This window comes from Klebsiella sp. D-Nf1, from assembly GCF_002810515.1.
GTDB lineage: Bacteria > Pseudomonadota > Gammaproteobacteria > Enterobacterales > Enterobacteriaceae > Klebsiella > Klebsiella variicola.
Genome location: NZ_PIOK01000005.1, coordinates 263936 through 289942, shown reverse-complemented (window position 1 = coordinate 289942; position 26007 = coordinate 263936). Strand labels below are relative to the sequence as shown.

Below are 26007 nucleotides of genomic sequence, written 5' to 3'. Positions count from 1 at the left end.
GACGTGATTTATGCTGCAAATAATTCATTCAGGCCTGCATCATCTCGTATCAGCGTATAGCTTTGGGTAATATGTGCCAAATTTTGCCGAATCTGGAGAGTTGCAATGCGTGGTGATTTCTACAAACAGTTAACGAGTAATCTGGAAACCGCTCGGGCCGAAGGCCTGTTCAAAGAAGAGCGGATCATCACCTCGGCGCAGCAGGCGGACATTACCGTCGGCGACAGCCACGTGATTAACTTCTGCGCCAATAACTATCTGGGTCTGGCGAACCACCCGGAACTGATTGCCGCGGCGAAATCCGGCATGGACAGCCACGGCTTCGGGATGGCCTCGGTGCGCTTCATCTGCGGTACCCAGGACACGCATAAGCAGCTGGAGAAGAAGCTGGCCGATTTCCTCGGGATGGAAGACGCGATCCTCTACTCCTCCTGCTTTGACGCCAACGGCGGCCTGTTTGAAACGCTGCTCGGGCCGGAAGACGCCATTATCTCCGACGCCCTGAACCATGCCTCGATCATCGACGGCGTGCGTCTGTGTAAAGCGAAGCGCTTCCGCTATGCCAACAACGATATGCAGGAGCTGGAAGCGCGTCTGAAAGAAGCGCGCGAGGCCGGTGCGCGTCATGTGCTGATCGCCACCGACGGCGTCTTCTCGATGGATGGCGTGATCGCCAACCTGAAAGGCGTTTGCGACCTGGCGGATAAATACGATGCGCTGGTGATGGTCGATGACTCCCACGCCGTCGGCTTCGTCGGCGAAAACGGCCGCGGCTCTCATGAATATTGCGACGTGATGGGTCGCGTCGACATCATCACCGGCACGCTGGGTAAAGCGCTGGGCGGCGCCTCCGGCGGCTACACCGCCGCGCGTAAAGAGGTGGTTGAGTGGCTGCGCCAGCGTTCCCGTCCGTATCTGTTCTCCAACTCTCTGGCGCCGGCCATCGTGGCCGCCTCCATCAAAGTGCTGGAGATGGTTGAAGAGGGGGCAGACCTGCGCGATCGCCTGTGGGCTAACGCGCGTCTGTTCCGCGAACAAATGACCGCGGCGGGCTTCACGCTGGCGGGCGCCGACCACGCCATCATTCCGGTGATGCTGGGTGAAGCGGTGGTGGCGCAGAACTTTGCCCGCGAGCTGCAGAAAGAAGGGATCTATGTCACCGGCTTCTTCTATCCGGTGGTACCGAAAGGCCAGGCGCGTATTCGCACCCAGATGTCGGCGGCGCATACCCCTGAACAAATTGAGCGTGCGGTGGAAGCCTTTACCCGCATCGGCAAACAACTGGGCGTCATCGCCTAATAAGGGTGTGAGATGAAAGCGTTATCCAAACTAAAAGCGGAAGAAGGCATCTGGATGACCGACGTACCGGAACCGGAAGTCGGCCATAACGATCTGCTGATTAAAATCCGCAAGACCGCCATTTGCGGGACCGACGTGCACATCTACAACTGGGATGAGTGGTCGCAGAAGACCATTCCGGTGCCGATGGTGGTCGGTCACGAATACGTCGGCGAAGTGGTGGGGATTGGTCAGGAAGTGCGCGGCTTTAAGATTGGCGACCGCGTCTCCGGCGAAGGGCATATCACCTGCGGCCACTGCCGCAACTGCCGCGCGGGCCGCACCCATTTGTGCCGCAACACCATCGGCGTGGGCGTCAACCGCCCGGGCTGCTTTGCCGAGTATCTGGTGATCCCGGCTTTTAACGCCTTTAAAATCCCGGACAATATTTCTGATGACCTGGCGTCTATCTTCGACCCGTTCGGCAACGCGGTACACACCGCGCTCTCCTTCGATCTGGTCGGGGAAGATGTACTGGTTTCCGGCGCCGGTCCGATCGGCGTGATGGCGGCGGCGGTGGCGAAACACGTCGGCGCGCGTAACGTGGTGATCACCGACGTCAACGAGTACCGTCTTGAGCTGGCGCGCAAAATGGGCGTGACCCGCGCGGTGAACGTGGCGAAAGAGAACCTCAATGACGTGATGGCCGAACTGGGCATGACCGAAGGTTTTGACGTGGGTCTGGAGATGTCCGGCGCGCCGCCGGCGTTTCGCAGCATGCTCGATACCATGAACCACGGCGGCCGCATCGCGATGCTGGGTATCCCGCCGTCGGATATGTCCATCGACTGGACCAAGGTCATCTTCAAGGGGCTGTTTATCAAAGGTATCTATGGTCGCGAAATGTTCGAGACCTGGTACAAGATGGCGGCGCTGATCCAGTCTGGTCTGGATCTTTCACCGATCATCACCCACCGCTTCGGCATTGATGACTTCCAGAAAGGTTTTGACGCGATGCGCTCCGGCCAGTCCGGTAAAGTGGTTCTGAGCTGGGAATAACGCCTCCGGTCTGTTGTAAAAATCAGCAAAAAAGGCGCCTGCGGGCGCCTTAATTTAGATTTGGATAACATTTTTAGCCTGCTTAATATTAAGCGCACAATTTCTACATCGATTTTACGGTTATTCGCTTATACAGTGTGTTTAGTCGCGGTTTAACTTTGTAACTATCATGCTTAAACTCTCCGTATGCTTACTGACCTGTAACTCTGCGCGCCTGCTGATGGAGGTGCTGCCGCCGCTGCTGAAGGTGGCCGATGAATGTATCGTCGTCGACTCCGGCAGCACCGACGAAACGGTCTCTATTTGTCAGCAGTTTGGTCTCACCGTCCATCACCATGCCTATAAAGCCCACGGCGCCCAGATGAACTATGCCATCGGGCTGGCCAGCCATGACTGGGTGCTGTGCATGGACAGCGATGAGATTCTTGATAACGACGTGGTGGCGGCCATTCAGGCGTTAAAAGCGGGCGAGGAGCCAGACCCAACCTGCGCCTGGCGTTTGCCGCGCTACTGGTTTGTGCTCGGCACGCAGGTGCGGACGATCTACCCCATTTCCTCGCCGGATTACCCGGTGCGCCTCTTTAACCGCCAGCAGGCGCGGTTTAACGATCGGCCGGTGGATGACCAGGTGGTCGGACACGCACGCTCCGTCAGGCTGCCGGGCTTCGTTCGCCATGACACCTTTTATTCGCTGCATGAAGTGTTTAATAAGCTGAACAGCTATACCACCCGGCTGGTGAAGCACCAGCCGGTCAAACCTTCGCTGACGCGGGGGATCGTCAGCGCCATTGGCGCTTTCTTTAAGTGGTATCTGTTTAGCGGGGCATGGCGCTATGGCAAGGTCGGCGTAGTCACTGGCCTGTACGCCACGTTTTACAGCTTTCTGAAATACTTTAAGGCGTGGTACGCCCACGAGGATAACCAGGCGCCCGTCGCGCAAAAGCGAACGGACCCCTGAGTGGTCTAGTTGCCTGGATTGTCCCAGCCCTGCCATTTGAGGCGATAGTACTGGACCAGCGCGCTCTGGCTGATGCTGTCGCTGAGGATAGTGAAGAAGCGGCTGGCGTTCACCGGCTCCAGCGGCTGCTTCGGCTTGCAATACTTCACGCCGTGGAACGGATTACGCGGCTTCTGCTGCTGAGGTGGCGTTTGTTGCGCAGGCGGCTGAGCATAGTTTGGCGTCGAGTTGTCGACCTGTGGCTCGTTCAGCAGGCTGCTCGGGCGCACCAGCGTAATATCCGGCGGCAGGTTATAGACCATCTGCTGCAGCACCCGCACCGTCGTCGGATGCGGATGGCCAATGGCTATCGCCGAACCGTTGCGCCGCGCCAGGGCGATGGCGCGATTGAACTGGTTGCGGATATCGGCTTCATTCTGCGTATCGTCAAGAAACACCTTGCGCTTGATCACCTTCACCCCGGTGCCCTGCGCGGCGCGCATGGCCTGGGTATTGCCGATGGTGACGCTGTCGAGAAAATAGAGATTGTAGCGCTCCAGGGCCTGCATCACCTTCTGCATGCCAAACAGGTTGGAGGTCATCGCGCTGCCCATATGGTTATTCAGCCCGACGGCGTAGGGGACTTTGCCGTAAGCCTCGCGAATGATGCGCTCGATTTCCTCGCTGCTCATCTCGGGGCGCAGGGTGTCTTTTTCCAGCGGCTGTTTGCTGAGCGGCGCCATCGGCAGGTGGATGAGCACTTCATGGCCCAGATTATGCGCTTTAGTGGCCATTTCCCGGGCGTGCGGCGCGTTCGGCAGCACGGCGACGGAGATAGTTGACGGCAGCGCCAGCACCTGATTCTCGGTCTGCGGGCGGTAGCCAAAATCGTCAATAACGATGGAGAGTTTGCCAGCGAATGCTGGCGCCGCCAGAGCCAGCGAACCGGCTACGGCAAGAGCAATTGCGCGAAATTGAAGCAAAACTTATCTTCCCAACCACGGCTGTGGATTGACCGCCTGACCCTGGCGGCGAATTTCGAAATAGAGCGACGGACGGCCCTGACCGCCGCTGCTGCCTACGAGCGCGATAGGCTGGCCGGCACGCACCTGCGTACCGACGCTGACCAGCGCGCTTTGGTTATAGCCATACAGGCTCATGTCGCCTTTGCCATGTTCGACCACCACCACCAGACCATAGCCCTGCAGCCAGTCGGCCAGAATGACCCGACCATCGGCAATGGCTCTGACTTCGGTGCCTTCAGACGCGGCGATAACCATCCCTTTCCAACGTAGTTCACCTTGCAGCTGTTCGCCATATCGATGAAGGAGCGGACCGCGAACCGGCCAGAACGCCTGACCGCGCGGCGAGCCCAGCCCGCCGGTGCGTGACATCAGCGAACGCTCGCTTTCCGTTGGTTTATAGGTGGTGCCTTTGCGCGACGCTTCCTGCTGGCGGTCGCGCACCGCCTGTGCATCGCGTGCTTCCCGATCGGCTCGGGCTTTGGCGGCAGCCTCCGCCTGGGCGATACGACCGCGTAGGCGCGATTCGTTAGCCCGCATTTCACTTAGCTGTTGCTGACCCTGCTGAATGGAAGACTCCAGCCCGGAAAGGGTCTTTTTCCGTTCGTTACGCGCCTGCTCCAGCTTCGCCTGCTGGGCTTTTTGCTCGTAGACCAGCGTCTGCTGCTGACTCTGCTTCTCTTCGAGCATCGACTTTTGCACCGCCATCTCTTCGCGCGTTTTCTTCAGCTCCGCGATCGTCTCCTGGCGAGCCTGGTTGAAATAGCTGAAGTAGACCTGCATCCGCTGGTTGCGCTGACCCTCTTCACCGCTCAGCACCATCTGGATGCCGGTATGCGGCCCCTGACGGAACGCGGCATCAAGCTGCGCGGCGAGGTTCCGCTCCTGAGACGCGCGCTGGCGCTCCAGCTTCGCGAGAGAAGCATTCATCTCGTCAATTTGCTTATTGAGCTGGTTCAGGCTGTCCTGGGTTTCGCGGAGTTTGCGGGTCGCGGCGGCGATCGCCTCTTCCTGTGCCCTGAGCTGGGCGAGCAGGGTTTCGCGCTGCTGCTGCTGTTGCTTAATCGCCCGCTGTTTGGCGGCGATGTCGGCCTGAATAGATTTTAGCTGATCGCGATCGTCGGCGTGAGCAGATGACGCGCACAGCAATACGCCAGCGCTGAGCGCGCTGGCGTAAAGGACGGATCGAACTGCCGTTGCGATCCATGTAGTTGAATACGTCGCCTTTCCCCTCATGGGGAAGGATTATTCCACGATGAACAGCGGCTTGCCAGTCATCTCTTGCGGGATTTCCATTCCCATCAGCGACAGCATGGTCGGGGCGATGTCGGAAAGTTTACCGCCATTGACCGCTTTGACCGCTTTGTTACCGACGTAGATCAGCGGAACCGGCAGGTTGGTATGGGCGGTGTGCGCCTGACCAGTGGCCGGGTCGCGCATCTGCTCGGCGTTGCCGTGGTCGGCGGTGATCAGCAACTGGCCGCCAACGGATTCCACTGCCTGAGTCACCTGGTCGATGCAGTGATCCAGCGCTTCAACCGCTTTCACTGCCGCTTCCATCACCCCGGTATGGCCAACCATATCGCCGTTCGGGTAGTTACAGATGATGGTGTCGTATTTGCCACCTTTGATGGCGGCGACCAGTTTCTCGGTCAGCTCGGCAGAGCTCATTTCCGGCTGCAGATCGTAGGTCGCCACTTTTGGCGAGTTAATCAGAATACGCTCTTCGCCTTTAAACGGCTCTTCTACGCCGCCGTTGAAGAAGAAGGTGACGTGAGCGTATTTCTCAGTTTCGGAGATGCGCAGCTGGGTTTTATCGTGCTTCGCCATCCACTCGCCGAAGGTGTTAGCCAGCGAGGCGGGCGGATAAGCGCAGGCGACTTTGATGTCGGCGGCGTATTCGGTGAGCATCACGAAGTCGAGGTTAACCACTTTCTTACGCGCGAAGCCGTCGAAGTCGGCGTTGACGAAGGCGCGGGTGATTTCACGCGCGCGGTCAGCACGGAAGTTCATGAAGATCAGCGCGTCGCCGTCTTCCATCGCGGCATCGGCCTGGCCGGCGGCGCGGATAACGGTCGCTTTGACGAATTCGTCGTTTTCATCACGGGCGTAGGCAGCCTGCAGACCTGCGACGGCGGTATCCGCCTGGAATTCGCCTTTCGCCAGGGTCATCAGGTCATAAGCTTGTTCCACGCGATCCCAACGGTTGTCGCGGTCCATGGCGTAGTAGCGGCCAATGATAGATGCGATGCGGCCTTTGCCCAGCGCGGCAAATTTGGCTTCGAATTTTGCCAGCGTTTTTTCCGCACTGCGCGGCGGCGTATCACGGCCATCAAGGAAGGCGTGCAGGTAGATTTTCTCAGCGCCGCGCTCTGCTGCCAGCTCCACCATCGCCATGATGTGATCTTCGTGGCTGTGGACGCCGCCCGGAGACATCAGGCCCATGATATGCACCGCTTTACCGGCGGCGACCGCTTTGTCGACCGCGGCGGTGAGTACCGGGTTGGCGAAGAAGGTGCGTTCTTTAATTTCAACATCGAGACGGGTCAGGTCCTGGTAGACGATACGACCGGCGCCCAGGTTGACGTGGCCTACTTCAGAGTTCCCCATCTGACGGTCCGGCAGGCCGACTTCCAGGCCGGATGCATCGATCAGGGTATGCGGACGTTTGGCCCACAGGGCATCCATTACCGGCGTTTTAGCGCTGTAAATGGCGTTATCCTGTTGGTCTTCGCGATAGCCGTAGCCATCCAGAATCACCAGTACCATAGGTTTTTTAGAAACCGACATTGCGACAACCTCATGCTCAAAGACAGAAATTTTGCGTAATTTTACTACAGCTGAATCGTTTAAATCCCCGTGAAAGATCAAAGAAAGGGAAGGGGCGGTGCCAGAGGCGATGGCGAAGGCGGTTTTTTTTTCGTGACCGGCCGCAGAAAATACATTACATCGCGCTCACTGGCTGTATTTGCCGCAATGCACAGGTATACTCCTTCCCTGGTTTTTTATCACTTAGTCGGGAGTTGTAACCCCCCATGCAAGAAATTATGCAATTCATCGGCCGTCACCCGGTCCTGAGCATCGCGTGGATCGCGCTGCTGGGTGCGGTACTGTTCACCACCTTTAAAGGGTTGATGTCGAAAGTTAAAGTCATCACTCGTGGTGAAGCGACGCGTCTTATCAATAAAGAAGATGCGGTGGTGGTCGACCTGCGTCAGCGTGACGATTTCCGTAAAGGCCATATTGCCGGCGCCATCAACCTGCTGCCTGCCGATATCAAAGCCAATAACGTCGGCGAGTTGGAAAAACACAAATCGCAACCCATTATTGTGGTAGACGGTTCCGGCATGCAGGCGCAAGAGCCAGCCAGCGCGCTGAACAAAGCCGGGTTTGAAAAAGTCTTTGTACTGAAAGAGGGCATCGCTGGCTGGAGCGGCGAAAACCTTCCTCTGGTACGCGGCAAATAACTTACCTCGCGTGGTAATGCCGCCGCGCTTTCCCCTTCATGCCTGACGTGAGGGGAAGCTCAGGCTGCGGCGTAAAACCCCCAGGGTAAAAACAGGAGTAAAGTCATGGCCAATATTGAGATCTACACCAAAGCGACCTGCCCGTTCTGCGTACGCGCGAAAGCGCTGTTGAACAGCAAAGGCGTAACGTTCCATGAGTTGCCGATCGATGGCGATGCCGCGAAGCGTGAGGAGATGATCCAGCGCAGCGGACGGACGACGGTTCCGCAGATTTTTATTGATGCGCAGCACATTGGCGGCTGTGACGACTTGTATGCGCTTGATTCACGTGGTGGACTTGATCCCCTCTTGCGCTAATTTTTGCGCGCTTTCCCTGGCGGAAGCGCGTATTTAAGGACAACACGAAAGGGTTTTACTATGTCAGAACAAAACAGCACCGAAATGACCTTCCAGATCCAGCGTATCTATACCAAAGATATCTCTTTTGAAGCGCCGAACGCGCCGCAAGTTTTCCAGAAAGACTGGCAGCCGGAAGTTAAACTTGATCTGGATACCGCCTCCACCCAGCTGGCTGAAGGCGTTTATGAAGTGGTGCTGCGTGTGACCGTGACCGCCGCGCTGGGCGAAGAAACCGCGTTCCTCTGTGAAGTACAGCAGGGCGGTATTTTCTCCATCGACGGCATCGACGGCACCCAGATGGCGCACTGCCTCGGCGCATACTGCCCGAACATTCTGTTCCCGTACGCGCGCGAGTGCATCACCAGCCTGGTTTCCCGCGGTACCTTCCCGCAACTTAACCTTGCGCCAGTGAACTTCGACGCGCTGTTTATGAACTATCTGCAGCAGCAGGCTGGCGAAGGTGCTGAACAACATCAGGATGCCTGATGAACGCACTTAATGCTGCAATGACTGTGATCGGTGCCGGCTCTTACGGCACCGCTCTTGCCATCACCCTGGCAAGAAATGGCCACCACGTTGTGCTCTGGGGCCACGACCCGAAACATATCGCGACGCTGCAACACGATCGCTGCAACGCCGCGTTCCTTCCCGATGTGCCTTTCCCGGATACGCTGCATCTTGAGAGCGACCTGGCTACGGCGCTGGCTGCCAGCCGCGACATTCTGGTCGTGGTGCCAAGCCATGTGTTCGGCCAGGTATTACGTCAGATTAAACCGCTGATGCGTCCCGACGCACGTCTGGTGTGGGCGACTAAAGGCCTGGAGGCTGAAACCGGCCGCCTGCTGCAGGACGTGGCGCGTGAAGCGCTGGGCGATGATATCCCGCTGGCGGTGATCTCGGGGCCAACCTTCGCCAAAGAGCTGGCCGCCGGCCTGCCGACGGCGATTTCTCTGGCAGCGACGGATCCGCAGTTTGCCGAGGATCTGCAGCACCTGCTGCACTGCGGCAAGAGCTTCCGCGTCTACATCAACCCGGACTTTATCGGCGTGCAGCTCGGCGGTGCGGTGAAAAACGTCATCGCCATCGGGGCAGGTATGTCGGACGGCATCGGCTTCGGCGCCAATGCGCGTACGGCGCTGATCACCCGCGGGCTGGTGGAAATGTCCCGTCTTGGGGCGGCGCTGGGCGCCGATCCAGAAACCTTTATGGGCATGGCCGGCCTGGGTGACCTGGTGCTCACCTGCACCGACAACCAGTCCCGTAACCGTCGCTTCGGCATGATGCTCGGCCAGGGTATGGACGTGCAGAGCGCCCAGGACAAGATTGGCCAGGTGGTCGAAGGCTACCGCAATACCAAGGAAGTTCGCGTTCTGGCACAGCGTTTAGGTGTCGAAATGCCAATAACCGAGGAAATTTATCAGGTATTGTATTGCGGAAAAATTGCGCGCGAGGCAGCATTGACCTTATTGGGTCGCGCCCGCAAGGACGAGCGCAGCAGTAATTAGCTTTCCTTTGTCACCTGAATGACCCTGCCAGCGCAGAACTGGCAGGTCATTATCATATCGTCTGGAGTATGCAATGCCGTGTGAAGAACTGGATATCGTCTGGAATAATATTAAAGCCGAAGCCCGGGCTCTGGCTGACTGTGAGCCGATGCTCGCCAGTTTTTACCACGCTACGCTACTCAAGCATGAAAATCTGGGCAGTGCGCTGAGCTATATGCTGGCCAACAAGCTGGCCTCGCCGATTATGCCGGCGATCGCCATTCGCGAAGTGGTGGAAGAGGCCTATGCCGCCGATCCGGAAATGATCGCCGCCGCCGCCTGCGATATTCAGGCGGTGCGCACGCGCGACCCGGCGGTGGATAAATACTCCACGCCGCTGCTCTACCTGAAGGGTTTTCATGCGCTGCAGGCCTATCGTATCGGCCACTGGCTGTGGACTCAGGGCCGACGCGCGCTGGCGATTTTCCTGCAAAATCAGGTCTCCGTCTCGTTCCAGGTGGATATTCACCCGGCGGCGAAAATCGGCCGTGGGATCATGCTCGACCACGCCACCGGCATTGTGGTCGGCGAAACGGCGGTGATTGAAGATGACGTCTCTATTCTGCAGTCGGTTACCCTCGGCGGTACCGGTAAAACCAGCGGCGACCGTCACCCGAAAATTCGCGAAGGCGTGATGATTGGCGCCGGGGCGAAGATCCTCGGTAATATCGAAGTGGGACGTGGGGCGAAGATTGGCGCCGGTTCGGTGGTATTGCAGCCGGTTCCGCCGCACACCACCGCGGCGGGCGTACCGGCACGCATCGTCGGCAAGCCGGAGAGCGACAAGCCGGCGATGGATATGGATCAGCATTTCAACGGCATCCACCACACCTTCGAGTACGGCGACGGGATTTGATGTATTGCTATTTGCCGGCGTTAAGCTCAGATATGTAACCCGGATAAGGCGCGGCGCGCCGCCATCCGGGAATGGCTCAGGTTAGCTGCGCAACACGGCGCCCGGATACCCCAGCTGGCGCCAGGCCTCATACACCACCACCGACACCGCGTTTGACAGGTTCATGCTGCGGCTGTCCGGCATCATCGGAATACGGATTTTCTGCTCTGGCGGCAGGGCATCGAGGATGCTGGCCGGCAGACCGCGGGTTTCCGGGCCAAACATCAAGAAATCGCCATCCTGATAGCTCACTGCGCTGTGCGCCGGCGTGCCTTTGGTGGTCAGAGCGAACAGACGCTGCGGTTGCGCGCTGGCGGTAAACGCCGCGTAATCCGCATGGCGCTGCACGGCAGTGAACTCGTGATAGTCCAGCCCGGCGCGTCTCAGGCGCTTATCGTCCCAGGTGAAGCCCATTGGCTCAATGATATGCAGACTGAAGCCCGTGTTGGCGCACAGGCGGATAATATTCCCGGTGTTCGGCGGGATCTCTGGTTCGAATAACACGATGTTCAGCATACTGCCCCCTTAATTGCGGGGGGCAGAATAGCAGATATTTGGCGAACCCTCACCCCGGCCCTCTCCCTGAGGGAGAGGGGGAAAACCGGCGCCGGTCGGTGAGCCGGAGGGGGGCTGGTAAAGGACTCACCCATCAGTCGATACTTCTCGTGGACAGAGGCTCAGGGAAACGCCGCCGCTAACCTGTCTGCCGGACAGTCCCCTCTCCCTTTGGGAGAGGATTAGGGTGAGGGGAGAGAATGACGCCGCCGCCTACGCGGCGTTATTCTGCTTCAGCGCATCGAAGGTCTGCAGCGCTTCGGCATTCTGCACCAGCGAATCACGGCTGATTTCACGGATGGTTTTCGCCCCGGTCAGGGTCATCGCCACTTTCATTTCTTTCTCGATCAGGTTCAGCAGATTCGCCACTCCCTGCTTACCGTGGGTCGCCAGGGCGTACAGATACGCGCGGCCCAGCAGTACGCTGTCGGCGCCCAGGGCGATCATCCGCACCACGTCGAGACCGTTGCGGATGCCGCTGTCGGCGAGAATAGTAATGTCGCCTTTCACCGCGTCGGCAATCGCCGGCAGGGCGCGGGCCGAGGAGAGCACGCCATCGAGCTGGCGGCCGCCGTGGTTGGAGACCACAATGCCGTCAGCGCCGAAGCGCACCGCGTCGCGGGCGTCTTCCGGATCGAGGATCCCTTTGATCACCATCGGGCCGTCCCAGAAATCGCGGATCCACTCGAGGTCTTTCCATGAAATCGACGGATCGAAGTTATTCGCCAGCCAGCCGATGTAATCCTCCAGACCGGTCGGTTGGCCGAGATAGGCGGAGATGTTGCCCAGATCGTGCGGGCGACCGTTAAGGCCGACGTCCCACGCCCACTGCGGATGAGTCACGGCCTGCCAGTAGCGGCGCAGGGCGGCGTTCGGGCCGCTCATGCCGGAATGGGCGTCGCGGTAGCGGGCGCCAGGGGTCGGCATATCGACGGTAAAGACCAGCGTCGAGCAGCCTGCGGCTTTAGCGCGCTCCAGCGCATTGCGCATAAAGCCGCGGTCGCGCAGAACGTACAGCTGGAACCACATCGGGCGCTTGATGGTCGGGGCGACCTCTTCAATCGGGCAAACGGAAACGGTAGAGAGGGTGAACGGAATGCCTTTGTCGTCTGCTGCACCCGCCGCTTGCACTTCGCCGCGGCGGGCGTACATGCCGCACAGCCCGACCGGCGCCAGCGCCGTCGGCATCGCCAGCTTCTCGTTGAACAGAGTGGTCTCGAGACTCAGGTCAGACATATTGCGCAAAATACGCTGGCGCAAGGCCACATCGGAAAGGTCCTCGACGTTGCGGCGCAGGGTATGTTCGGCGTAGGCGCCGCCGTCGATATAGTGGAACAGAAATGGCGGCAGGATACGCTGTGCGGCGGCGCGATAGTCGCTGGCGGCGGAAATAATCATCACGAGTTCTCCCTGGAATTTTCATTGTGGTCACCGGGCAGGCGGGTAATTCGCGCCTGGCGGGCCTGGTCTTCATCAAAACGTTTAATCGTGGCGTGGACAAAACCTAAGTGGCCCATCATCGCCTGGCGCGCCGCCTCGGCGTCACCGGCAACAATAGCCTCCATCACGGCCTGGTGCTGTTCCGTCAGGCGGGCAAACACCGGCGGCACCAGATACATCCGCTGGCGGCTCTGCTTAACGGAGGAGTGCAGCAGGTCGAAAAAGCCGCGCATGGTTTGCAGAAGTACCACGTTATGCGAGGCTTCGGCGATCGCCAGATGGAAGCGGACGTCCGCCTGGGAGGCGATATCCGGGTCTTCACTCTGGGTCGCTTCAAAGCACAGGCGAATTTTTTCTTTATCGGCGTCGGTCGCCCGCATCGCTGCGTGCCACGCGGTGCTGGCCTCGATGGCGTGGCGGGCTTCGAGGATGTCAAAACTGTAGTCGGGGTCGTCAGCCAGCAGCGTCTTCAGCGGCTGGACGATGTTTTGCTCGGACCACGGCTCATGCTGCCAGCGGACGAAGGTGCCGCCGCCACGACGGCTCAGCAACAGCCCTTCGTTGACCAGCATCGCCAGCGCTTCGCGCAGGGAATTGCGCGAAACACCGAGCTGGGCGGCGAGCTGGCGTTCAGCGGGCAGTCGCATGCCCGCCTCCAGCTGTTGTTCTTCAATCAGCGCCCGGACGCGACGCGCCACGTCGTCGGCCAGGCGTTTAGGCATCACTATCACGGGATCATCCAGGTTAAAACGTAGGCCTGCAGCGTGGTGATCAGGCCCACCATGCAGGTGAAGATCAGGCTGTGTTTGACGGTAAAGCGGAACAGATCCGACTCTTTACCCACCAGGCCTACCGCGGCGCAGGCGATGGCGATCGACTGCGGAGAAATCATCTTGCCAGTGACGCCGCCGGTGGTGTTGGCCGCGACCAGCAGAATATCGGAGACGCCAATCTGCTGCGCCGCCGTTGCCTGCAGCGCAGCAAACAGGGCGTTAGACGAGGTGTCCGAACCGGTCAGGAATACCCCCAGCCATCCAAGGAACGGCGAGAAGAAGGTAAACGCGTGGCCGGTATGGGCCAGCGCCAGTGCCAGGGTCGACGACAGCCCGGAGTAGTTAGAGATAAAGGCGAACGCCAGCACCATACCGATAGAGTAGATTGGCAACGCCAGATCCTTCAGTGTCCCGGCGAAGGTGGTCAGCGCGTCTTTCGGCTTCATGCGCAGCCAGACGATGGACAGCAGGGCGGCGAACAGAATGGCGGTGCCAGTTGCCGACAGCCAGTCGAATTTATACACCGCGGCGTATGGCGTCGCGGCGCTAACCACCGGCGGCATACGGGCAACCATTTTGTCGAGGAACGGCACCGAAATATTGATGACGAAGTCATACATTGCGCCGCCCGGTGCGAACAGCGCTTTAAACGGCGGTACGCTCCACAGGGTCACGGTGGCGGTCAGGAACAGGAACGGCGACCAGGCGCGGATCACTTGTCCCGCGGTGTAGCGGGTGCGAGCCAGCGTCATATCCACCTGCGAGGCGCCGATATCGCCGAAGCGGAAGATGCGCACCGGCTGCCAGCGTTTGAGGAACAAGGTCAGACAGACCAGGGAGACCAGCGACGAGATGATGTCCGGCAGCTCCGGGCCAAGGAAGTTAGAGCTGAGGTACTGGGCGATGGCGAACGAACCGCCTGCAACCATCACCGCCGGCCAGGTCTCTTTGATGCCCCGCCAGCCGTCCATAATGGCCATGATCCAGAACAGGACGATAATGGTCAGGAACGGCAGCTGGCGGCCCACCATCTGGCCGATGGCGAAGCTGTCGATACCGGTCACCTGGCCGGCGACCAGGATCGGGATGCCCATCGCGCCAAAGGCCACCGGCGCGGTGTTGACGATCAGGCACAGGCCAGCCGCATACAGCGGGTTAAACCCAAGACCGACCAGCAGCGCGGCGGTAATCGCGACCGGCGCGCCGAAACCCGCTGCCCCTTCGAGAAAGGCGCCGAACGAGAAGCCGACGATCAGCATCTGCAGGCGCTGGTCCGGTGTAATCGACAGGATCGATGAGCGGATGATGTCGAACTGCCCGGTCTTCACCGAGATTTTATAGACGAAGACCGCGGCGATAATAATCCACGCGATAGGCCACAAGCCATAGAAGAAGCCGTAGACCACCGAGGCTAAGGCGCGATCCACCGGCATTTTATAGAACAGCAAGGCGACGGTCAGTGCGATAGCGACGGTCCAGGTGGCAGCGATATAGCCTTTCAGTTTGAGCTTAATCAGCGCAAAAAAGAAAAACAGTATCGGTAGCGATGCGATAAGACTGGATAACCAGATATTACCGGCGGGATCGTAGTTTTGTTGCCAGAGATTCATGCAGGGTCTCCATCGGGCCGCCAGGAGAGGAGGGCTGAGTCTGCGCTCATTGCCGATCCCATCGTAGGTAAAATTGGCCCGGCCAATTAAGGGTATCAGGGTTGATGACAACGAATGGTTAATCAGATGTTGCTCTTAAGCAACGTGTTTGTGATGTATTTTGATGGATTTGTGAACTGCTGGGGGGTAGATGAAATTATTGGTTGGACCAATCGGCCTGGCTGGGGATAAAAACAGGGAGCGTGGAGACAGAATGACCCTCTCCGGGCGGAGAGGGCAGGGGATCAGAATTCGCTGCGGGCGAAACCGGTCATCTCTTGCAGATCCATTTCCCGGCCCAGGGCGGTCATTGGATGGACGACCACCAGACCACGGACGCTTTTCTTCAGTTTGCCCATATCGGCCTGCTCTTTTTTGGTAATCGCGCGGCGGAACGGCAGACTCATCAGCTTCTGCGCCTCTTTGCTCAGCTTCTGGCTCTGGACGGAACGCAGACGTTCAATCTCCGCTTCCAGGGTGGCTTTTTCTTTTTCCAGCTCGGCGTATTTGTCGGCGGCTTCCACCAGCGACAGCTCGGCCTGCTGATGGCGGATGGCGTCGAGACGGTCGCTCAGACGCTTGATTTCATTCTTTTCGACTTCTTTCATGGTGACTTAATCTGTTAATAAAGGGGCTTCATTCGCCTATAGTATGTGCCGTGACCGCCATTGTTGATAGTTATTTATCAAAAATTCGCCGTTTATCGCCGTCAGAATGGGATACTCATACTAGCTAATAATTTGAATTTTATTAATATTCTGCCTAACACCTGGTCTAATTTCATTTCTGTGAAGCCTGTCGGCGGATAAGCACGTTTTCCTTAACCCGCGCCGGTGATTTGACTAATGCTTATTAAGATTATTCCCAAAAGGAGGACGTGATGGCAAAGATCGGCGACGGCGTACCACGTTTAATCGATAAAGCGGTTGATTTTATGGCTTCCAGTCAGGCGTTTATGGAGTATTTGAAAAAATCTCCGCGTCTGCAGCATATACCCCGAGATATTCCCCAGGATAAGGAAGCGTTGTTTCTGCAGCGTCTGGAATATTATCGTCAGCTTTACCGGCCGACCTGCGACCAGACGGAGCCGGAATCAGAGCGTTGATTTCTGGAAGGCTTTTTTTAAGCTGATTCGCGAAATCAGCTCAGTCAGGGACAACACCATTGTTGAGCGCACCATCTGCTGGTAACGCAGCTTCTGCATTGCCAGCAGTTCGGCATCGCTGTCATCAAACTGCGGCGTTGGCGGCAGGGCGGCGACGCAGTGCAGCTCGCCGAACGGACCGATAATTTCGTCGTCGGTAAAGCTGTACTCATTGCCGTCGTGGTTAAGCTCTTCGCGCAGGGCCATCAGCAGTTCGGCGTCTTCATATTCGGCACGACTTATCACCCCAAGGCCATAAATCAGCTTCAGGCGTACAGAGAGATCGCCGAGCGGCCCGCTGCCCTCCAGCAAGGGCTCGACGGCGTATTTCACCGCGTAGTCGTCTTTACGGAACACCTGAAGCACCAGAATATTGACCGCTTCCGTTAACAGCTCGACGGTGGCGATCAGGAAGCTTCGTACGGTTTTGCCAGCATTCAGACGCTCAAGCACACGGTTTTCAAATGCTTGTGTTTCTTCCATCATTGCCTGCATATCTGACAGGAGTCGTAATGGGCGCGACGTTGGTCGCGCCAGGTTGTGCATCATTTTTCCGCGTTGTAGTCGTTAACGGCCTCCGCGACGACATCACTTGCGGCATCCAGGCCGGAAATCTGCGCCAGCGCGGCCTGCGGCCCCTTGTCGGCGATCAGTGCCGCCAGCTCCTGCGCCTGCGGATCGTCTTCGCTACGGAAATGCATCGCCGCCGCAATCCCTTTTACCAGGTTGCGGTGCGGCAGACCGTATTCCAGTGTACCCAGCAGCGGCTTAATTAAACGGTCGCCAGCACTCAGTTTGCGCAGCGGCTGACGGCCAACGCGCTCGACATCGTCTTTCAGGTACGGGTTCTCGAAACGTCCAAGAATTTTCTGGATATAAGCCGCGTGTTTCTGCGGGTCAAAGGCGTAACGTTTGATCAGCACCGCGCCGCTCTCTTCCATCGCGCCCTGCACGACGGCACGAATTTTCTCGTCGAGGATCGCGTCGCGAATCGTCTGGTGGCCCGCCAGTTTTCCGAGGTAGGCGGTTATAGCATGCCCGGTGTTCAAGGTGAAGAGCTTGCGTTCGACAAATGCCATCAGGTTATCAGTTAATTCCATTCCCGGGATAGTCGGCAGCGCGCCCTTGAACTGGGTCTCATCGACAATCCACTCGCTGAAGGTTTCCACGGTGACTTCCAGCGGGTCATGGGTGGCGGAAGCCGATGGCGGCACAATACGGTCAACGGCAGAGTCGACAAAGCCGATATGGGTTTCAACCCACGCTTTATCTTCTTCGGCCAGCGCGTTAAATACGTGGCCTTTTAACTGCGTGGTGCCGCGCACCATATTTTCGCAGGCGATAATGTTCAGCGGGCGTTCGGTGCCCTGCGCTTTGCGCTTCGCCAGCCCTTTGGCGATGGCCGGGGCGATGCGCTCAAGTACGACGGGACCGACGGCGGTGGTGACCAGATCCACCTCAGCGATCAGGTCCACAACCTCATCGCCGATGCTGCTGACGGCATTGACGCCGGAGACAGTATCCACCTGCTCATTCTCACCGACGACGTGAACCTGATAGCTATGACGGGCATTCAGGGCATCAAGTACGGTCTGATTGACATCGGCGAACGTCAGTTCGATGCCCGCGTCGGCCAGCAATTTACCGATAAAGCCACGTCCGATATTACCTGCGCCAAAATGTAATGCTTTCATAGTATTAACCTTCAATTAATGTTTTTACCTGAGAGGGCTGGGGTGAGGCTTTTCCCCTCACCCAAACCCTCTCCCAAAGGGAGAGGGAATGGACCGCTTTGGTTATTTATTCAACAGTGCCAGAACTTCGTCGACGCTGGTGGTTTTCGCCAGGCGCTCAATCACGGTTTCGTCATCCAGGGCGTTAGTCAGGCTGGTGATAACCTGAATATGCTCGTTGTTGCGGGCCGCGATGCCGATGACCAGACGGGCGACATCGTCTTCATCTTCCCCAAAGCGCACGCCTTCCGGGTACTGGCAGAAGACGACGCCGGTTTTCAGCACCCGGTCTTTCGCTTCGATGGTGCCGTGCGGTACCGCGATGGACTCGCCGAGATAGGTTGAGGTCAGTTTTTCGCGGTCCAGCATCGCCTGCACATATTCCGGCTCGACGTAGCCCCCTTTCACCAACTGCTCGCCGGCGAAGCGAATGGCTTCTTCTTTGGTGGCCGCTTTGCGACCGAGGAAGATGTTATCCGCGCCCAGCTGGAACAGATTTTTGTCGCCATCATCAAAGCTGTCTTTCAGGCTATCGGTGACTTTGACTTCGTTGTCGATGTGACGCTGGGCCGCGACCAGACGCTCGGTCAGGCTGGTGTACAGACCGCTGTCGAGGAAGTTGGTCAGCGAAATATGCTGCGCCTGCGGTACCTGGCGCATGGCGCGCTCGGTCAGGTCGCGGTGGGTAATGACCAGGTCAACATCCGGCGGCAGGTTATTGATTGCGCTGTTGGTGACCGAGATGTTGCTCAGTCCGGCATCCTGCACTTTCTTGCGCAGTACCCCGGCACCCATGGCGCTGGAGCCCATCCCGGCGTCGCAAGCGACGATGATTTTACGCACATGGCTCAGGTCGTTGGTCACATTACCGGCCGCCAGCGGGCTACCGCCTTTGGATTCCGCTTTCATGTCGTGCATACGACGCGTCGCGGCTTCGATATCGTCTTCTTCTTTTACCTTGCTGGTCTTCAGCAGAACCGCAGAGACCACGAAGGAGACCGCCATCGCTGCGATAATCGCGGCGATGTTAGCGAAGTAGGCGCCTTTCGGCGTCATCGCCAGCACTGCCAGGATAGAGCCCGGGGAAGCCGGAGAGACCAGACCGCCGTTGAGGATGGTCAGGGTGAAGACACCGGTCATCCCGCCGAGGATAACGGCCAGGATCAGACGCGGGTTCATCAGCACGTACGGGAAGTAGATTTCATGGATACCCCCCAGGAAGTGGATGATAGCCGCCCCGCCTGCAGACTGTTTTGCGCTGCCGCGGCCAAAGAACATGTACGCCAGCAGAACGCCCATCCCCGGACCCGGGTTAGCTTCAATCAGGAAGAAGATGGATTTACCCAGCTCGTGGGACTGCTGAATACCCAGCGGCGAGAAGATACCGTGGTTGATGGCGTTATTGAGGAACAGGATTTTTGCCGGTTCCACGAAGATAGACGCCAGCGGCAGCATGTCGTGCGCCACCATAAAGTTAACGCCAGCCGCCAGAATTTTCGACAGAACTTCAACCGCCGGGCCGATGCCGAGGAAGGCCAGGATGGCAAGGATCATCCCGATGATGCCAGCGGAGAAGTTATTCACCAGCATTTCAAAACCGGATTTGATCTTACCGTCTACCCAGTTATCGAACTTCTTGATGCAGTAGCCGCCCAGCGGGCCGGCAATCATTGAGCCGAGGAACATCGGCATATCCGCGCCGACGATAACGCCCATGGTGGTGATCGCCCCGACCACGCCACCACGTTCGCCGCCGACTAATTTACCGCCGGTGTAACCGATCAGCAGCGGCAGCAGGTAGGTGATCATCGGACCGACCAGCTTCGCCAGCGTTTCGTTTGGCAACCACCCTGTCGGAATGAAAAGCGCGGTGATGATACCCCACGCGATAAACGCGCCGATATTCGGCATCACCATATTGCTGAGGAAACGACCAAAGCTTTGCACCTTGATCTTGATATCGGATGACATAAAACACCCCTTCTTCTGTTTTGCGTATCGCGCAGGCTAAAAGCCCGAGGTTTGTTGTTAATGTGGCGGCAGAGGTAGCCGGACCCTGATTGATAGTGCGAAATCTGGCACTGAATCGTTAAGCTGTCCAGCTAGCGCCCTTTTGTGTGATACGGATCACATGAATATAGGGGGCAAAGCGGTTTTTGTAGTGATGTTGATCACATAACGCCTGTGTAAAAAAACAACACAGCGCCTTTTTAGCCGCTGATCTGCCTTTTTGTGTGATATTTGTCACAATTTTGTTTCGTGGTTTTGTTGTTTGTTTGTGATTTTGATCACAAAGAATTTCGCGGGGGATTTTCGCCGCTGTGATCTCGGCCCGGTTTTGCTTCCACGTCGGGATGACTCTGTAACTAAGCAACCTTAACTGCCGAATAACTTTTTTACGCCGGATGGCAAAAATGAAAGGCGTGAATTATGCTCAAAATAGCGGCCCGAATGTCAGTGGGTCGTGAATAAAATTCATATAAATTATTAGCGTAAAGCCGAGGGAATTATGTTTCTCAATTATTTTGCGCTGGGCGTTCTGATCTTCGTTTTTCTGGTCATTTTTTATGGAATTATCATTATTCACGATATTCCTTATTTGATCGCCAAAAAACGCAACCACCCTCATTCCGATGCTATTCATGTCGCCGGATGGGTCAGTCTTTTTACTCTCCACGTCATCTGGCCGTTTTTATGGATTTGGGCCACGCTGTACCAGCCTGAGCGCGGCTGGGGCATGCAGCATAAGGCGAATACGGCCCCTGACGAACCTGAAAAAGAGACGGATATACAACAGCTTCGCCAACGACTGAGCGACCTTGAACACCAGGTGGCGGCCATCCAGCGGCCACAGTCCACCTCTGCGGCGGAGAAATAATCTATGGATCTGTTGATAATTTTGACCTACGTGGCCATCGCCTGGTCGATATTTAAAATCTTCAAAATACCGGTAAATAAATGGACGGTACCTACCGCGGCGCTGGGGGGGGTATTTATTGTTAGCGCGCTTATTTTATTAATGAACTATAACCACCCGTACACCTTTCTGGCGCAAAAGGCAGTGATATCTATTCCTATTACGCCGCAGGTTACCGGAGTGGTTGACAGCGTCACCGACAAAGCGAATCAGCGCGTCAAAAAGGGCGAGGTGCTTTTTACTATTGACCCAGCGCGCTATCAGGCGCGGGTCGACCGCCTGCAGGCCGACCTGGTGACGGCGCTGCACAGTATTAACACCCTCAAGGCGCAGCTCTCTGAAGCCCAGGCCAACACCACCCGCGTGTCGGCGGAGCGCGATCGCTTATACAAGGACTATCAGCGCTACCTGAAAGGGAGCCAGGCGCGGGTGAACCCGTTCTCGGAAAGCGACATTGATAACGCCAGGCAGAATTATCTTGCCCAGGATGCGCTGGTCAAGGCGTCGGTAGCGGAGCAGGCGCAGATCCAGAGCCAGCTGGACAGCATGATCAATGGCGAGCAGTCGCAAGTGGTTAGCCTGCGCGCCCAACTGGCGGAGGCGAAATACAATCTTGACCAGACCACTGTGCGGGCGCCCAGCGATGGGTATATCACCCAGGTGCTGATCCGCCCGGGGACCTATGCCGCCTCGCTGCCGCTGCGCCCGGTAATGGTATTTATCCCGGAGCAAAAACGGCTGATCGTCGCCCAGTTTAGGCAAAACTCCCTGTTAAGGCTGGAGAAAGGAGACGATGCGGAAGCGGTGTTTAATGCTCTGCCCGGGCAGGTGTTCCACGGCAAACTGGTGAGCATTTTACCGGTGGTGCCGGGGGGAAGTTATCAGGCGCAAGGGGCGTTGCAGTCGCTGACCGTGACGCCGGGCAGTGATGGCGTGCTGGCGACCATTGAGCTCGACCCCAATGCCGAAATTGATGCGCTACCCGATGGCATCTACGCGCAGGTGGCAGTCTACTCCGACCATTTCACCCACGTCTCGGTGATGCGTAAAGTGCTGCTGCGCATGACCAGCTGGATGCACTACCTCTATCTCGATCATTAATGCGATCGGCGGCAGGTTGAGCGGGATGCTCACCTGCCTTTTGCCCCGCCCTGAGCCATACTCATATCTTTGTTGGCGATAATTTGTTGGCGATAAGGAGCAGGCTATGAAACTGATCGGCAGCTACACCAGTCCCTTTGTGCGCAAAATCTCCGTGATCCTGCTGGAAAAGCGCATCCCTTTTGAGTTTGTCAACGAATCCCCCTACAGCGAAAGCAACGGTGTGGCGCGCTATAATCCGCTGGGCAAAGTACCGGCGCTGGTGACGGACGACGGTGAGTGCTGGTTTGACTCCCCGGTCATCGCCCAGTATCTGGAGCTGCTGGGCGTGGCGCCGCCGATGATCCCCACCGACCCCAGAGCCGCTCTCAGGATGCGTCAGCTTGAAGCGCTGGCGGATGGGGTCATGGAGGCCGCCCAGGCGCTGGTGCGCGAAAAAACCCGCCCTGGCGCGCAGCAGTCAGAACAAGAGCTGCTCCGCCAGCGGGAGAAAGTGGCTCGTGGCCTCGACAGGCTGGAAGCCTGCGCGGCAGACGGAACGCTGCGCGGCGACGAGGTCAATCTGGCGACCATTTCCACGGCCTGCGCCATTGCTTATCTGAACTTTCGCCGGGTAGCGCCCGGCTGGTGCGCCACCCGGCCCCAGCTGGTGAAGCTGGTGGATGCGCTGTTCCAGCGCGCCAGCTTTGCGCGTACCGAACCGCCGCGGACTTGACCCAGGCAGGTAACAGTTTGCGCAGGGAGGCGTTACAATCGCCACTGATTGTTGACTCCCTCTCCCGTCGGGAGGGGGGAAAATAACTTACCGCCAGGCCCATTCATGACTACCGATATTCGTGCGCTTTATACCCGGCTTCCGGCCATTGACCGCTTACTACGCGACCCCACTTTTTCTCCCTTGCTGGCGCAGCACGGCCATTCGCAGGTGGTGGCGCAGCTGCGCCAGATGCTGGATGAGGCGCGGGAACAGATTAGCCAACGGCAGACGCTTCCTGACTGGAGCCATGACTGGCTGAACGCCTGCGCGCAGCGGCTCACCGCCGGCCAGCAGAGCGCTCTGCGTCCGGTGTTTAATCTCACTGGTACGGTGTTGCATACCAATCTCGGGCGCGCCATTCAGGCGGAGTCGGCCGTGGAGGCGGTTGCCAGCGCGATGCGCGCGCCGGTGACGCTCGAATATGATCTCGACGACGCCGGGCGCGGCCATCGCGATCGCGCCATTGCCGATCTGCTGTGCCAGATCACCGGCGCGGAAGATGCCTGTATCGTGAACAACAACGCGGCGGCCGTTCTGTTGATGCTGGCGGCCACCGCCAGCGGCCGCGAAGTGGTGGTCTCCCGCGGCGAACTGGTGGAGATCGGCGGGGCATTTCGCATTCCCGACGTGATGCGCCAGGCGGGTTGTCAGCTGCACGAAGTGGGTACCACCAACCGCACCCATGCCAAAGACTATCGCCAGGCAGTGAATGACAATACCGCGCTGCTGATGAAGGTCCACACCAGCAACTACAGTATTGAGGGCTTTACCAAAGCCGTCGACGAGGCGGAGCTGGCGGCCATTGGCCGCGAACTGGACGTCCCGGTGGTGGCCGACCTGGGCAGCGGGTCGCTGGTGGATCTCAGCCAGTATGGCCTGCCGAAGGAGCCGATGCCGCAGGAGATGATCGCCGCCGGGGTGAGCCTGGTTAGTTTCTCTGGCGACAAGCTGCTCGGCGGCCCGCAGGCCGGAATTATCGTCGGCAAACGCGCGCTGATTGCCCGGCTGCAAAGCCATCCGCTGAAGCGGGCCCTGCGCGCGGATAAAATGACCCTCGCGGCGCTGGAAGCCACGCTGCGCCTCTATCAGCACCCGGAGGTGCTGACGGAGAGATTACCGACGCTGCGCTTGCTCACCCGTCCGGCGGAAGAGATCCGTCGGCTGGCTGAACGCCTGCAGCCTGACCTGGCGGCACACTATGCTGATTTTGCCGTCAGCGTGGCAGCCTGCCAGTCGCAGATTGGCAGCGGTTCGTTACCCGTTGACCGCCTGCCCAGCGCGGCGTTGACCTTTACCCCACATGACGGCCGCGGCAGCCGGCTGGAGGCACTGGCGGCCCGCTGGCGCGCACTGCCGTTCCCGGTGATTGGCCGCATTGATGACGGTCGGCTCTGGCTGGACCTGCGCTGTCTGGAAGATGAAACCCGGTTTATGGAGATGTTGTTACGATGATTATTGCCACCGCTGGACATGTTGACCACGGCAAAACGACGCTGCTGCAGGCGATAACCGGCGTGAATGCCGATCGTCTGCCGGAAGAGAAAGCGCGGGGAATGACGATCGATCTCGGCTATGCCTACTGGCCGCAGCCGGACGGGCGGGTGCTGGGATTTATTGACGTTCCCGGGCACGAAAAGTTTTTGTCCAACATGCTGGCGGGGGTGGGGGGTATTGACCATGCGCTGCTGGTGGTGGCCTGCGATGACGGGGTGATGGCGCAAACTCGCGAACACCTGGCGATCCTGCAACTGACCGGAAAGCCGACGCTGACCGTGGCGCTGACCAAAACGGACCGCGTAGCGGCCGACAGGGTGGCGGAGGTGCAGGCGGAGGTCGAGCAGACTCTGCGCGAGCTGGGCTTTGACGCCGTCGCTTTCTTTCCCACCGCGGCGGCGGAAAACATCGGTATTGCCGAACTGCGCAGCCATCTGCTGCAGCTTGCGGAGCGCCCCCACCCGCAGCAGCAGCGGTTTCGCCTGGCGCTGGACCGTGCTTTTACCGTCAAAGGCGCGGGGCTGGTGGTCACCGGGACGGCGCTCTCCGGCGAAGTACGGGTCGGGGATACTCTGTGGCTTACCGGCGTGAATACGCCGATGCGCGTGCGTGGTCTGCATGCCCAGAATCAAGCGGTTGAGCAGGCGCACGCCGGGCAGCGCATTGCGCTGAATATTGTCGGCGATGCACAGAAAGAGGCATTGCACCGCGGCGACTGGCTGTTGTCCTCACCGCCGCCGGAGCCTGCTGAACGGGTGATTGTCGAGCTGCAGTGCCATACGCCGCTCAGCCAGTGGCAGCCGCTGCATATTCACCACGCTGCCAGCCACATTACCGGCCGGGTGTCGCTCCTTGAGGACAACCTGGCGGAGCTGGTGCTGGATACCCCGCTGTGGCTGGCGGATAACGACCGGCTGGTGCTCCGCGATATCTCTGCTCGCTTGACGCTGGCCGGCGCACGGGTGGTGACGCTGGATCCCCCGCGCCGCGGCAAACGTAAACCGGAATATCTGCAGTGGCTGCACGCTCTGGCGGCGGTCGGCGCTGACGATGCGCAGGCGCTTGAGCTGCATCTGCAGCGGGATGCCGTCCGGCTTGAGCGCTTCGCCTGGGCGCGGCAGCTCAGCGAAGCCGGAATGGCCGCCATGATCCAGCGACCAGACTATCTGCAGGCCGGACAGCGCCTGCTCAGTGCCCCGCTTGCCGCCCGCTGGCAGCGAAAATTGCTGGATGCTCTGGCGCGTTACCATGAGCAGCATCGCGATGAGCCCGGGCCGGGCCGGGAGCGCCTGCGTCGCATCGCGCTGCCGATGGAAGATGAAGCGCTGGTGCTGCTGCTGATTGAGCAGATGCGCGAGAGCGGCATAGTCCACAGCCATCACGGCTGGCTGCATTTGCCGGAGCATAAAGCCGGGTTTACCGACGAGCAGCAGGCGGTCTGGCAGAAGGTGGAAACCCTGTTCGGCGATGACCCCTGGTGGGTGCGCGATCTTGCGCGCGAAGTCCATGTTGAAGAGTCCCTGATGCGCGCGGTGCTGCGCCAGGCGGCGCAGCAGGGGATGATTACCGCGATCGTCAAGGATCGTTACTACCGCAACGATCGCATTGTGCAGTTCGCCCAGCGGGTGCGCGAGCTGGATCAGCTGCGCGGATCCACCTGCGCCGCGGATTTCCGCGATACCTTAAACGTCGGGCGGAAGCTGGCGATCCAGATCCTGGAGTATTTTGATCGGATTGGCTTCACCCGCCGTCGCGGTAACGATCATATCCTGCGCGATAAGGCGTTGTTTCTGTAATCATTAGCGCCAGCTCCCCGGCGTCCTGCCGGGGAAGAGAGGCGGTT

Annotated in this window: 25 protein-coding genes; 14 read left to right on the top strand and 11 right to left on the bottom strand. The window is 58.6% G+C overall.

Annotated elements, in window-relative coordinates; translation table 11 throughout:
- Positions 1–105: 105 nt before the first annotated feature.
- The 3 genes from kbl (at position 106) to CWM54_RS20290 (ending at position 3295) form a co-directional block, all read left to right on the top strand.
- Positions 106–1299, top strand: a complete 1194-nt coding sequence (gene kbl, locus CWM54_RS20300) for a glycine C-acetyltransferase (RefSeq protein WP_100680969.1) — start codon at positions 106–108, stop codon at positions 1297–1299.
- 12 nt (positions 1300–1311) lie between these two features.
- Complete coding sequence (tdh, locus tag CWM54_RS20295; RefSeq protein WP_004205051.1) at positions 1312–2337, top strand: L-threonine 3-dehydrogenase; 1026 nt, start codon at positions 1312–1314, stop codon at positions 2335–2337.
- A gap of 169 nt (positions 2338–2506) precedes the next feature.
- Positions 2507–3295: a glycosyltransferase family 2 protein gene (locus tag CWM54_RS20290; RefSeq protein WP_061152965.1), complete on the top strand. Its 789-nt coding sequence runs from the start codon at positions 2507–2509 to the stop codon at positions 3293–3295.
- A 5-nt stretch (positions 3296–3300) separates the two neighbouring features.
- On the opposite strand, the gene CWM54_RS20285 is transcribed toward CWM54_RS20290, so the two are convergent.
- From CWM54_RS20285 to gpmM, 3 genes are read right to left on the bottom strand one after another with little or no spacing between them, the layout of a single operon-like run.
- Complete coding sequence (locus tag CWM54_RS20285) at positions 3301–4257, bottom strand: divergent polysaccharide deacetylase family protein (protein ID WP_100698254.1); 957 nt, start codon at positions 4255–4257, stop codon at positions 3301–3303.
- 3 nt (positions 4258–4260) lie between these two features.
- Positions 4261–5532, bottom strand: a complete 1272-nt coding sequence (gene envC / locus CWM54_RS20280; protein ID WP_061152967.1) for a murein hydrolase activator EnvC — start codon at positions 5530–5532, stop codon at positions 4261–4263.
- A gap of 9 nt (positions 5533–5541) precedes the next feature.
- Positions 5542–7086: a 2,3-bisphosphoglycerate-independent phosphoglycerate mutase gene (gene gpmM, locus CWM54_RS20275; protein ID WP_100680968.1), complete on the bottom strand. Its 1545-nt coding sequence runs from the start codon at positions 7084–7086 to the stop codon at positions 5542–5544.
- A gap of 245 nt (positions 7087–7331) precedes the next feature.
- On the opposite strand from gpmM, the gene CWM54_RS20270 reads away from it, so the two are divergent.
- The 5 genes from CWM54_RS20270 to cysE all read left to right on the top strand — a co-directional run bounded on the left by CWM54_RS20270 (position 7332) and on the right by cysE (position 10562).
- Positions 7332–7763: a rhodanese-like domain-containing protein gene (locus tag CWM54_RS20270; protein ID WP_008806855.1), complete on the top strand. Its 432-nt coding sequence runs from the start codon at positions 7332–7334 to the stop codon at positions 7761–7763.
- Between the two features lie 105 nt (positions 7764–7868).
- Positions 7869–8120: a glutaredoxin 3 gene (gene grxC, locus CWM54_RS20265; RefSeq protein WP_008806856.1), complete on the top strand. Its 252-nt coding sequence runs from the start codon at positions 7869–7871 to the stop codon at positions 8118–8120.
- 60 nt (positions 8121–8180) lie between these two features.
- Positions 8181–8648, top strand: coding sequence for a protein-export chaperone SecB (gene secB / locus CWM54_RS20260; RefSeq protein WP_040226392.1), 468 nt, complete (start codon positions 8181–8183; stop codon positions 8646–8648).
- Positions 8648–9667, top strand: a complete 1020-nt coding sequence (gpsA, locus tag CWM54_RS20255) for an NAD(P)H-dependent glycerol-3-phosphate dehydrogenase (protein WP_008806857.1) — start codon at positions 8648–8650, stop codon at positions 9665–9667. The genes secB and gpsA overlap by 1 nt, the downstream gene beginning before the upstream one ends.
- Before the next feature lie 73 nt (positions 9668–9740).
- Complete coding sequence (gene cysE / locus CWM54_RS20250) at positions 9741–10562, top strand: serine O-acetyltransferase (protein ID WP_061152969.1); 822 nt, start codon at positions 9741–9743, stop codon at positions 10560–10562.
- A gap of 81 nt (positions 10563–10643) precedes the next feature.
- Here cysE and trmL read toward each other — a convergent pair whose 3' ends face one another.
- From trmL to CWM54_RS20225, 5 genes are all read right to left on the bottom strand, one after another.
- On the bottom strand, positions 10644–11117 hold the full coding sequence (gene trmL, locus CWM54_RS20245; RefSeq protein ID WP_074386960.1) for a tRNA (uridine(34)/cytosine(34)/5-carboxymethylaminomethyluridine(34)-2'-O)-methyltransferase TrmL: 474 nt from the start codon (positions 11115–11117) through the stop codon (positions 10644–10646).
- Positions 11118–11369: 252 nt separating this feature from the next.
- Entirely contained in the window at positions 11370–12554 is a 1185-nt protein-coding gene (lldD, locus tag CWM54_RS20240) for an FMN-dependent L-lactate dehydrogenase LldD (protein ID WP_008806858.1), read from the bottom strand.
- On the bottom strand, positions 12554–13327 hold the full coding sequence (lldR, locus tag CWM54_RS20235) for a transcriptional regulator LldR (protein ID WP_061152971.1): 774 nt from the start codon (positions 13325–13327) through the stop codon (positions 12554–12556). The genes lldD and lldR overlap by 1 nt, the downstream gene beginning before the upstream one ends.
- Positions 13324–14979, bottom strand: coding sequence for an L-lactate permease (gene lldP / locus CWM54_RS20230; RefSeq protein WP_061152972.1), 1656 nt, complete (start codon positions 14977–14979; stop codon positions 13324–13326). Before lldP ends, lldR begins: the two co-directional genes overlap by 4 nt.
- Positions 14980–15263: 284 nt before the next feature.
- Positions 15264–15626 (bottom strand): YibL family ribosome-associated protein, encoded by a 363-nt coding sequence (locus CWM54_RS20225; protein ID WP_100680965.1) that lies wholly within the window; start codon positions 15624–15626, stop codon positions 15264–15266.
- Positions 15627–15898: 272 nt separating this feature from the next.
- Here CWM54_RS20225 and CWM54_RS20220 point away from each other — a divergent pair, with 272 nt between their 5' ends.
- On the top strand, positions 15899–16123 hold the full coding sequence (locus CWM54_RS20220; protein WP_012540317.1) for a hypothetical protein: 225 nt from the start codon (positions 15899–15901) through the stop codon (positions 16121–16123).
- Here the strand turns inward: CWM54_RS20220 and mtlR are convergent.
- The 3 genes from mtlR to mtlA all read right to left on the bottom strand — a co-directional run bounded on the left by mtlR (position 16112) and on the right by mtlA (position 19866).
- A complete protein-coding gene (gene mtlR, locus CWM54_RS20215) occupies positions 16112–16708 on the bottom strand; it encodes a mannitol operon repressor MtlR (protein WP_002922401.1) in 597 nt (198 codons plus the stop codon). The two genes, CWM54_RS20220 and mtlR, sit on opposite strands and share 12 nt — an antisense overlap.
- Positions 16708–17856 carry a mannitol-1-phosphate 5-dehydrogenase gene (gene mtlD / locus CWM54_RS20210; RefSeq protein ID WP_061152974.1) on the bottom strand — a complete coding sequence of 383 codons (1149 nt, stop codon included), beginning with the start codon at positions 17854–17856 and terminating at the stop codon, positions 16708–16710. Before mtlD ends, mtlR begins: the two co-directional genes overlap by 1 nt.
- A 102-nt stretch (positions 17857–17958) precedes the next feature.
- Positions 17959–19866 (bottom strand): PTS mannitol transporter subunit IICBA, encoded by a 1908-nt coding sequence (gene mtlA / locus CWM54_RS20205; protein ID WP_061152975.1) that lies wholly within the window; start codon positions 19864–19866, stop codon positions 17959–17961.
- Between the two features lie 538 nt (positions 19867–20404).
- On the opposite strand from mtlA, the gene CWM54_RS20200 reads away from it, so the two are divergent.
- The 5 genes from CWM54_RS20200 (at position 20405) to selB (ending at position 25960) form a co-directional block, all read left to right on the top strand.
- Positions 20405–20773, top strand: a complete 369-nt coding sequence (locus CWM54_RS20200) for a DUF3302 domain-containing protein (RefSeq protein WP_004152044.1) — start codon at positions 20405–20407, stop codon at positions 20771–20773.
- Positions 20774–20776: 3 nt separating this feature from the next.
- Positions 20777–21913, top strand: coding sequence for an HlyD family secretion protein (locus CWM54_RS20195; RefSeq protein WP_061152976.1), 1137 nt, complete (start codon positions 20777–20779; stop codon positions 21911–21913).
- A gap of 106 nt (positions 21914–22019) precedes the next feature.
- Positions 22020–22628 (top strand): glutathione S-transferase, encoded by a 609-nt coding sequence (locus tag CWM54_RS20190; protein WP_100698252.1) that lies wholly within the window; start codon positions 22020–22022, stop codon positions 22626–22628.
- 105 nt (positions 22629–22733) lie between these two features.
- A complete protein-coding gene (gene selA / locus CWM54_RS20185) occupies positions 22734–24122 on the top strand; it encodes an L-seryl-tRNA(Sec) selenium transferase (protein ID WP_100680963.1) in 1389 nt (462 codons plus the stop codon).
- The gene (gene selB / locus CWM54_RS20180; RefSeq protein ID WP_100680962.1) at positions 24119–25960 is read left to right on the top strand and encodes a selenocysteine-specific translation elongation factor; all 1842 of its coding nucleotides are present in this window, start codon (positions 24119–24121) and stop codon (positions 25958–25960) included. Before selA ends, selB begins: the two co-directional genes overlap by 4 nt.
- Positions 25961–26007 lie beyond the last annotated feature (47 nt).

Bases quoted from the DNA above. Each gene is read 5' to 3' on its own strand.
- kbl (WP_100680969.1), top strand. From the start codon at position 106: ATGCGTGGTGATTTCTACAAACAGTTAACGAGTAATCTGGAAACCGCT.
- tdh (WP_004205051.1), top strand. From the start codon at position 1,312: ATGAAAGCGTTATCCAAACTAAAAGCGGAAGAAGGCATCTGGATGACC.
- CWM54_RS20290 (WP_061152965.1), top strand. From the start codon at position 2,507: ATGCTTAAACTCTCCGTATGCTTACTGACCTGTAACTCTGCGCGCCTG.
- envC (WP_061152967.1), bottom strand. From the start codon at position 5,532: ATGAGGGGAAAGGCGACGTATTCAACTACATGGATCGCAACGGCAGTT.
- gpmM (WP_100680968.1), bottom strand. From the start codon at position 7,086: ATGTCGGTTTCTAAAAAACCTATGGTACTGGTGATTCTGGATGGCTAC.
- CWM54_RS20270 (WP_008806855.1), top strand. From the start codon at position 7,332: ATGCAAGAAATTATGCAATTCATCGGCCGTCACCCGGTCCTGAGCATC.
- grxC (WP_008806856.1), top strand. From the start codon at position 7,869: ATGGCCAATATTGAGATCTACACCAAAGCGACCTGCCCGTTCTGCGTA.
- secB (WP_040226392.1), top strand. From the start codon at position 8,181: ATGTCAGAACAAAACAGCACCGAAATGACCTTCCAGATCCAGCGTATC.
- gpsA (WP_008806857.1), top strand. From the start codon at position 8,648: ATGAACGCACTTAATGCTGCAATGACTGTGATCGGTGCCGGCTCTTAC.
- cysE (WP_061152969.1), top strand. From the start codon at position 9,741: ATGCCGTGTGAAGAACTGGATATCGTCTGGAATAATATTAAAGCCGAA.
- trmL (WP_074386960.1), bottom strand. From the start codon at position 11,117: ATGCTGAACATCGTGTTATTCGAACCAGAGATCCCGCCGAACACCGGG.
- lldD (WP_008806858.1), bottom strand. From the start codon at position 12,554: ATGATTATTTCCGCCGCCAGCGACTATCGCGCCGCCGCACAGCGTATC.
- lldP (WP_061152972.1), bottom strand. From the start codon at position 14,979: ATGAATCTCTGGCAACAAAACTACGATCCCGCCGGTAATATCTGGTTA.
- CWM54_RS20225 (WP_100680965.1), bottom strand. From the start codon at position 15,626: ATGAAAGAAGTCGAAAAGAATGAAATCAAGCGTCTGAGCGACCGTCTC.
- CWM54_RS20220 (WP_012540317.1), top strand. From the start codon at position 15,899: ATGGCAAAGATCGGCGACGGCGTACCACGTTTAATCGATAAAGCGGTT.
- mtlR (WP_002922401.1), bottom strand. From the start codon at position 16,708: ATGCACAACCTGGCGCGACCAACGTCGCGCCCATTACGACTCCTGTCA.
- mtlD (WP_061152974.1), bottom strand. From the start codon at position 17,856: ATGAAAGCATTACATTTTGGCGCAGGTAATATCGGACGTGGCTTTATC.
- mtlA (WP_061152975.1), bottom strand. From the start codon at position 19,866: ATGTCATCCGATATCAAGATCAAGGTGCAAAGCTTTGGTCGTTTCCTC.
- CWM54_RS20200 (WP_004152044.1), top strand. From the start codon at position 20,405: ATGTTTCTCAATTATTTTGCGCTGGGCGTTCTGATCTTCGTTTTTCTG.
- CWM54_RS20195 (WP_061152976.1), top strand. From the start codon at position 20,777: ATGGATCTGTTGATAATTTTGACCTACGTGGCCATCGCCTGGTCGATA.
- CWM54_RS20190 (WP_100698252.1), top strand. From the start codon at position 22,020: ATGAAACTGATCGGCAGCTACACCAGTCCCTTTGTGCGCAAAATCTCC.
- selA (WP_100680963.1), top strand. From the start codon at position 22,734: ATGACTACCGATATTCGTGCGCTTTATACCCGGCTTCCGGCCATTGAC.
- selB (WP_100680962.1), top strand. From the start codon at position 24,119: ATGATTATTGCCACCGCTGGACATGTTGACCACGGCAAAACGACGCTG.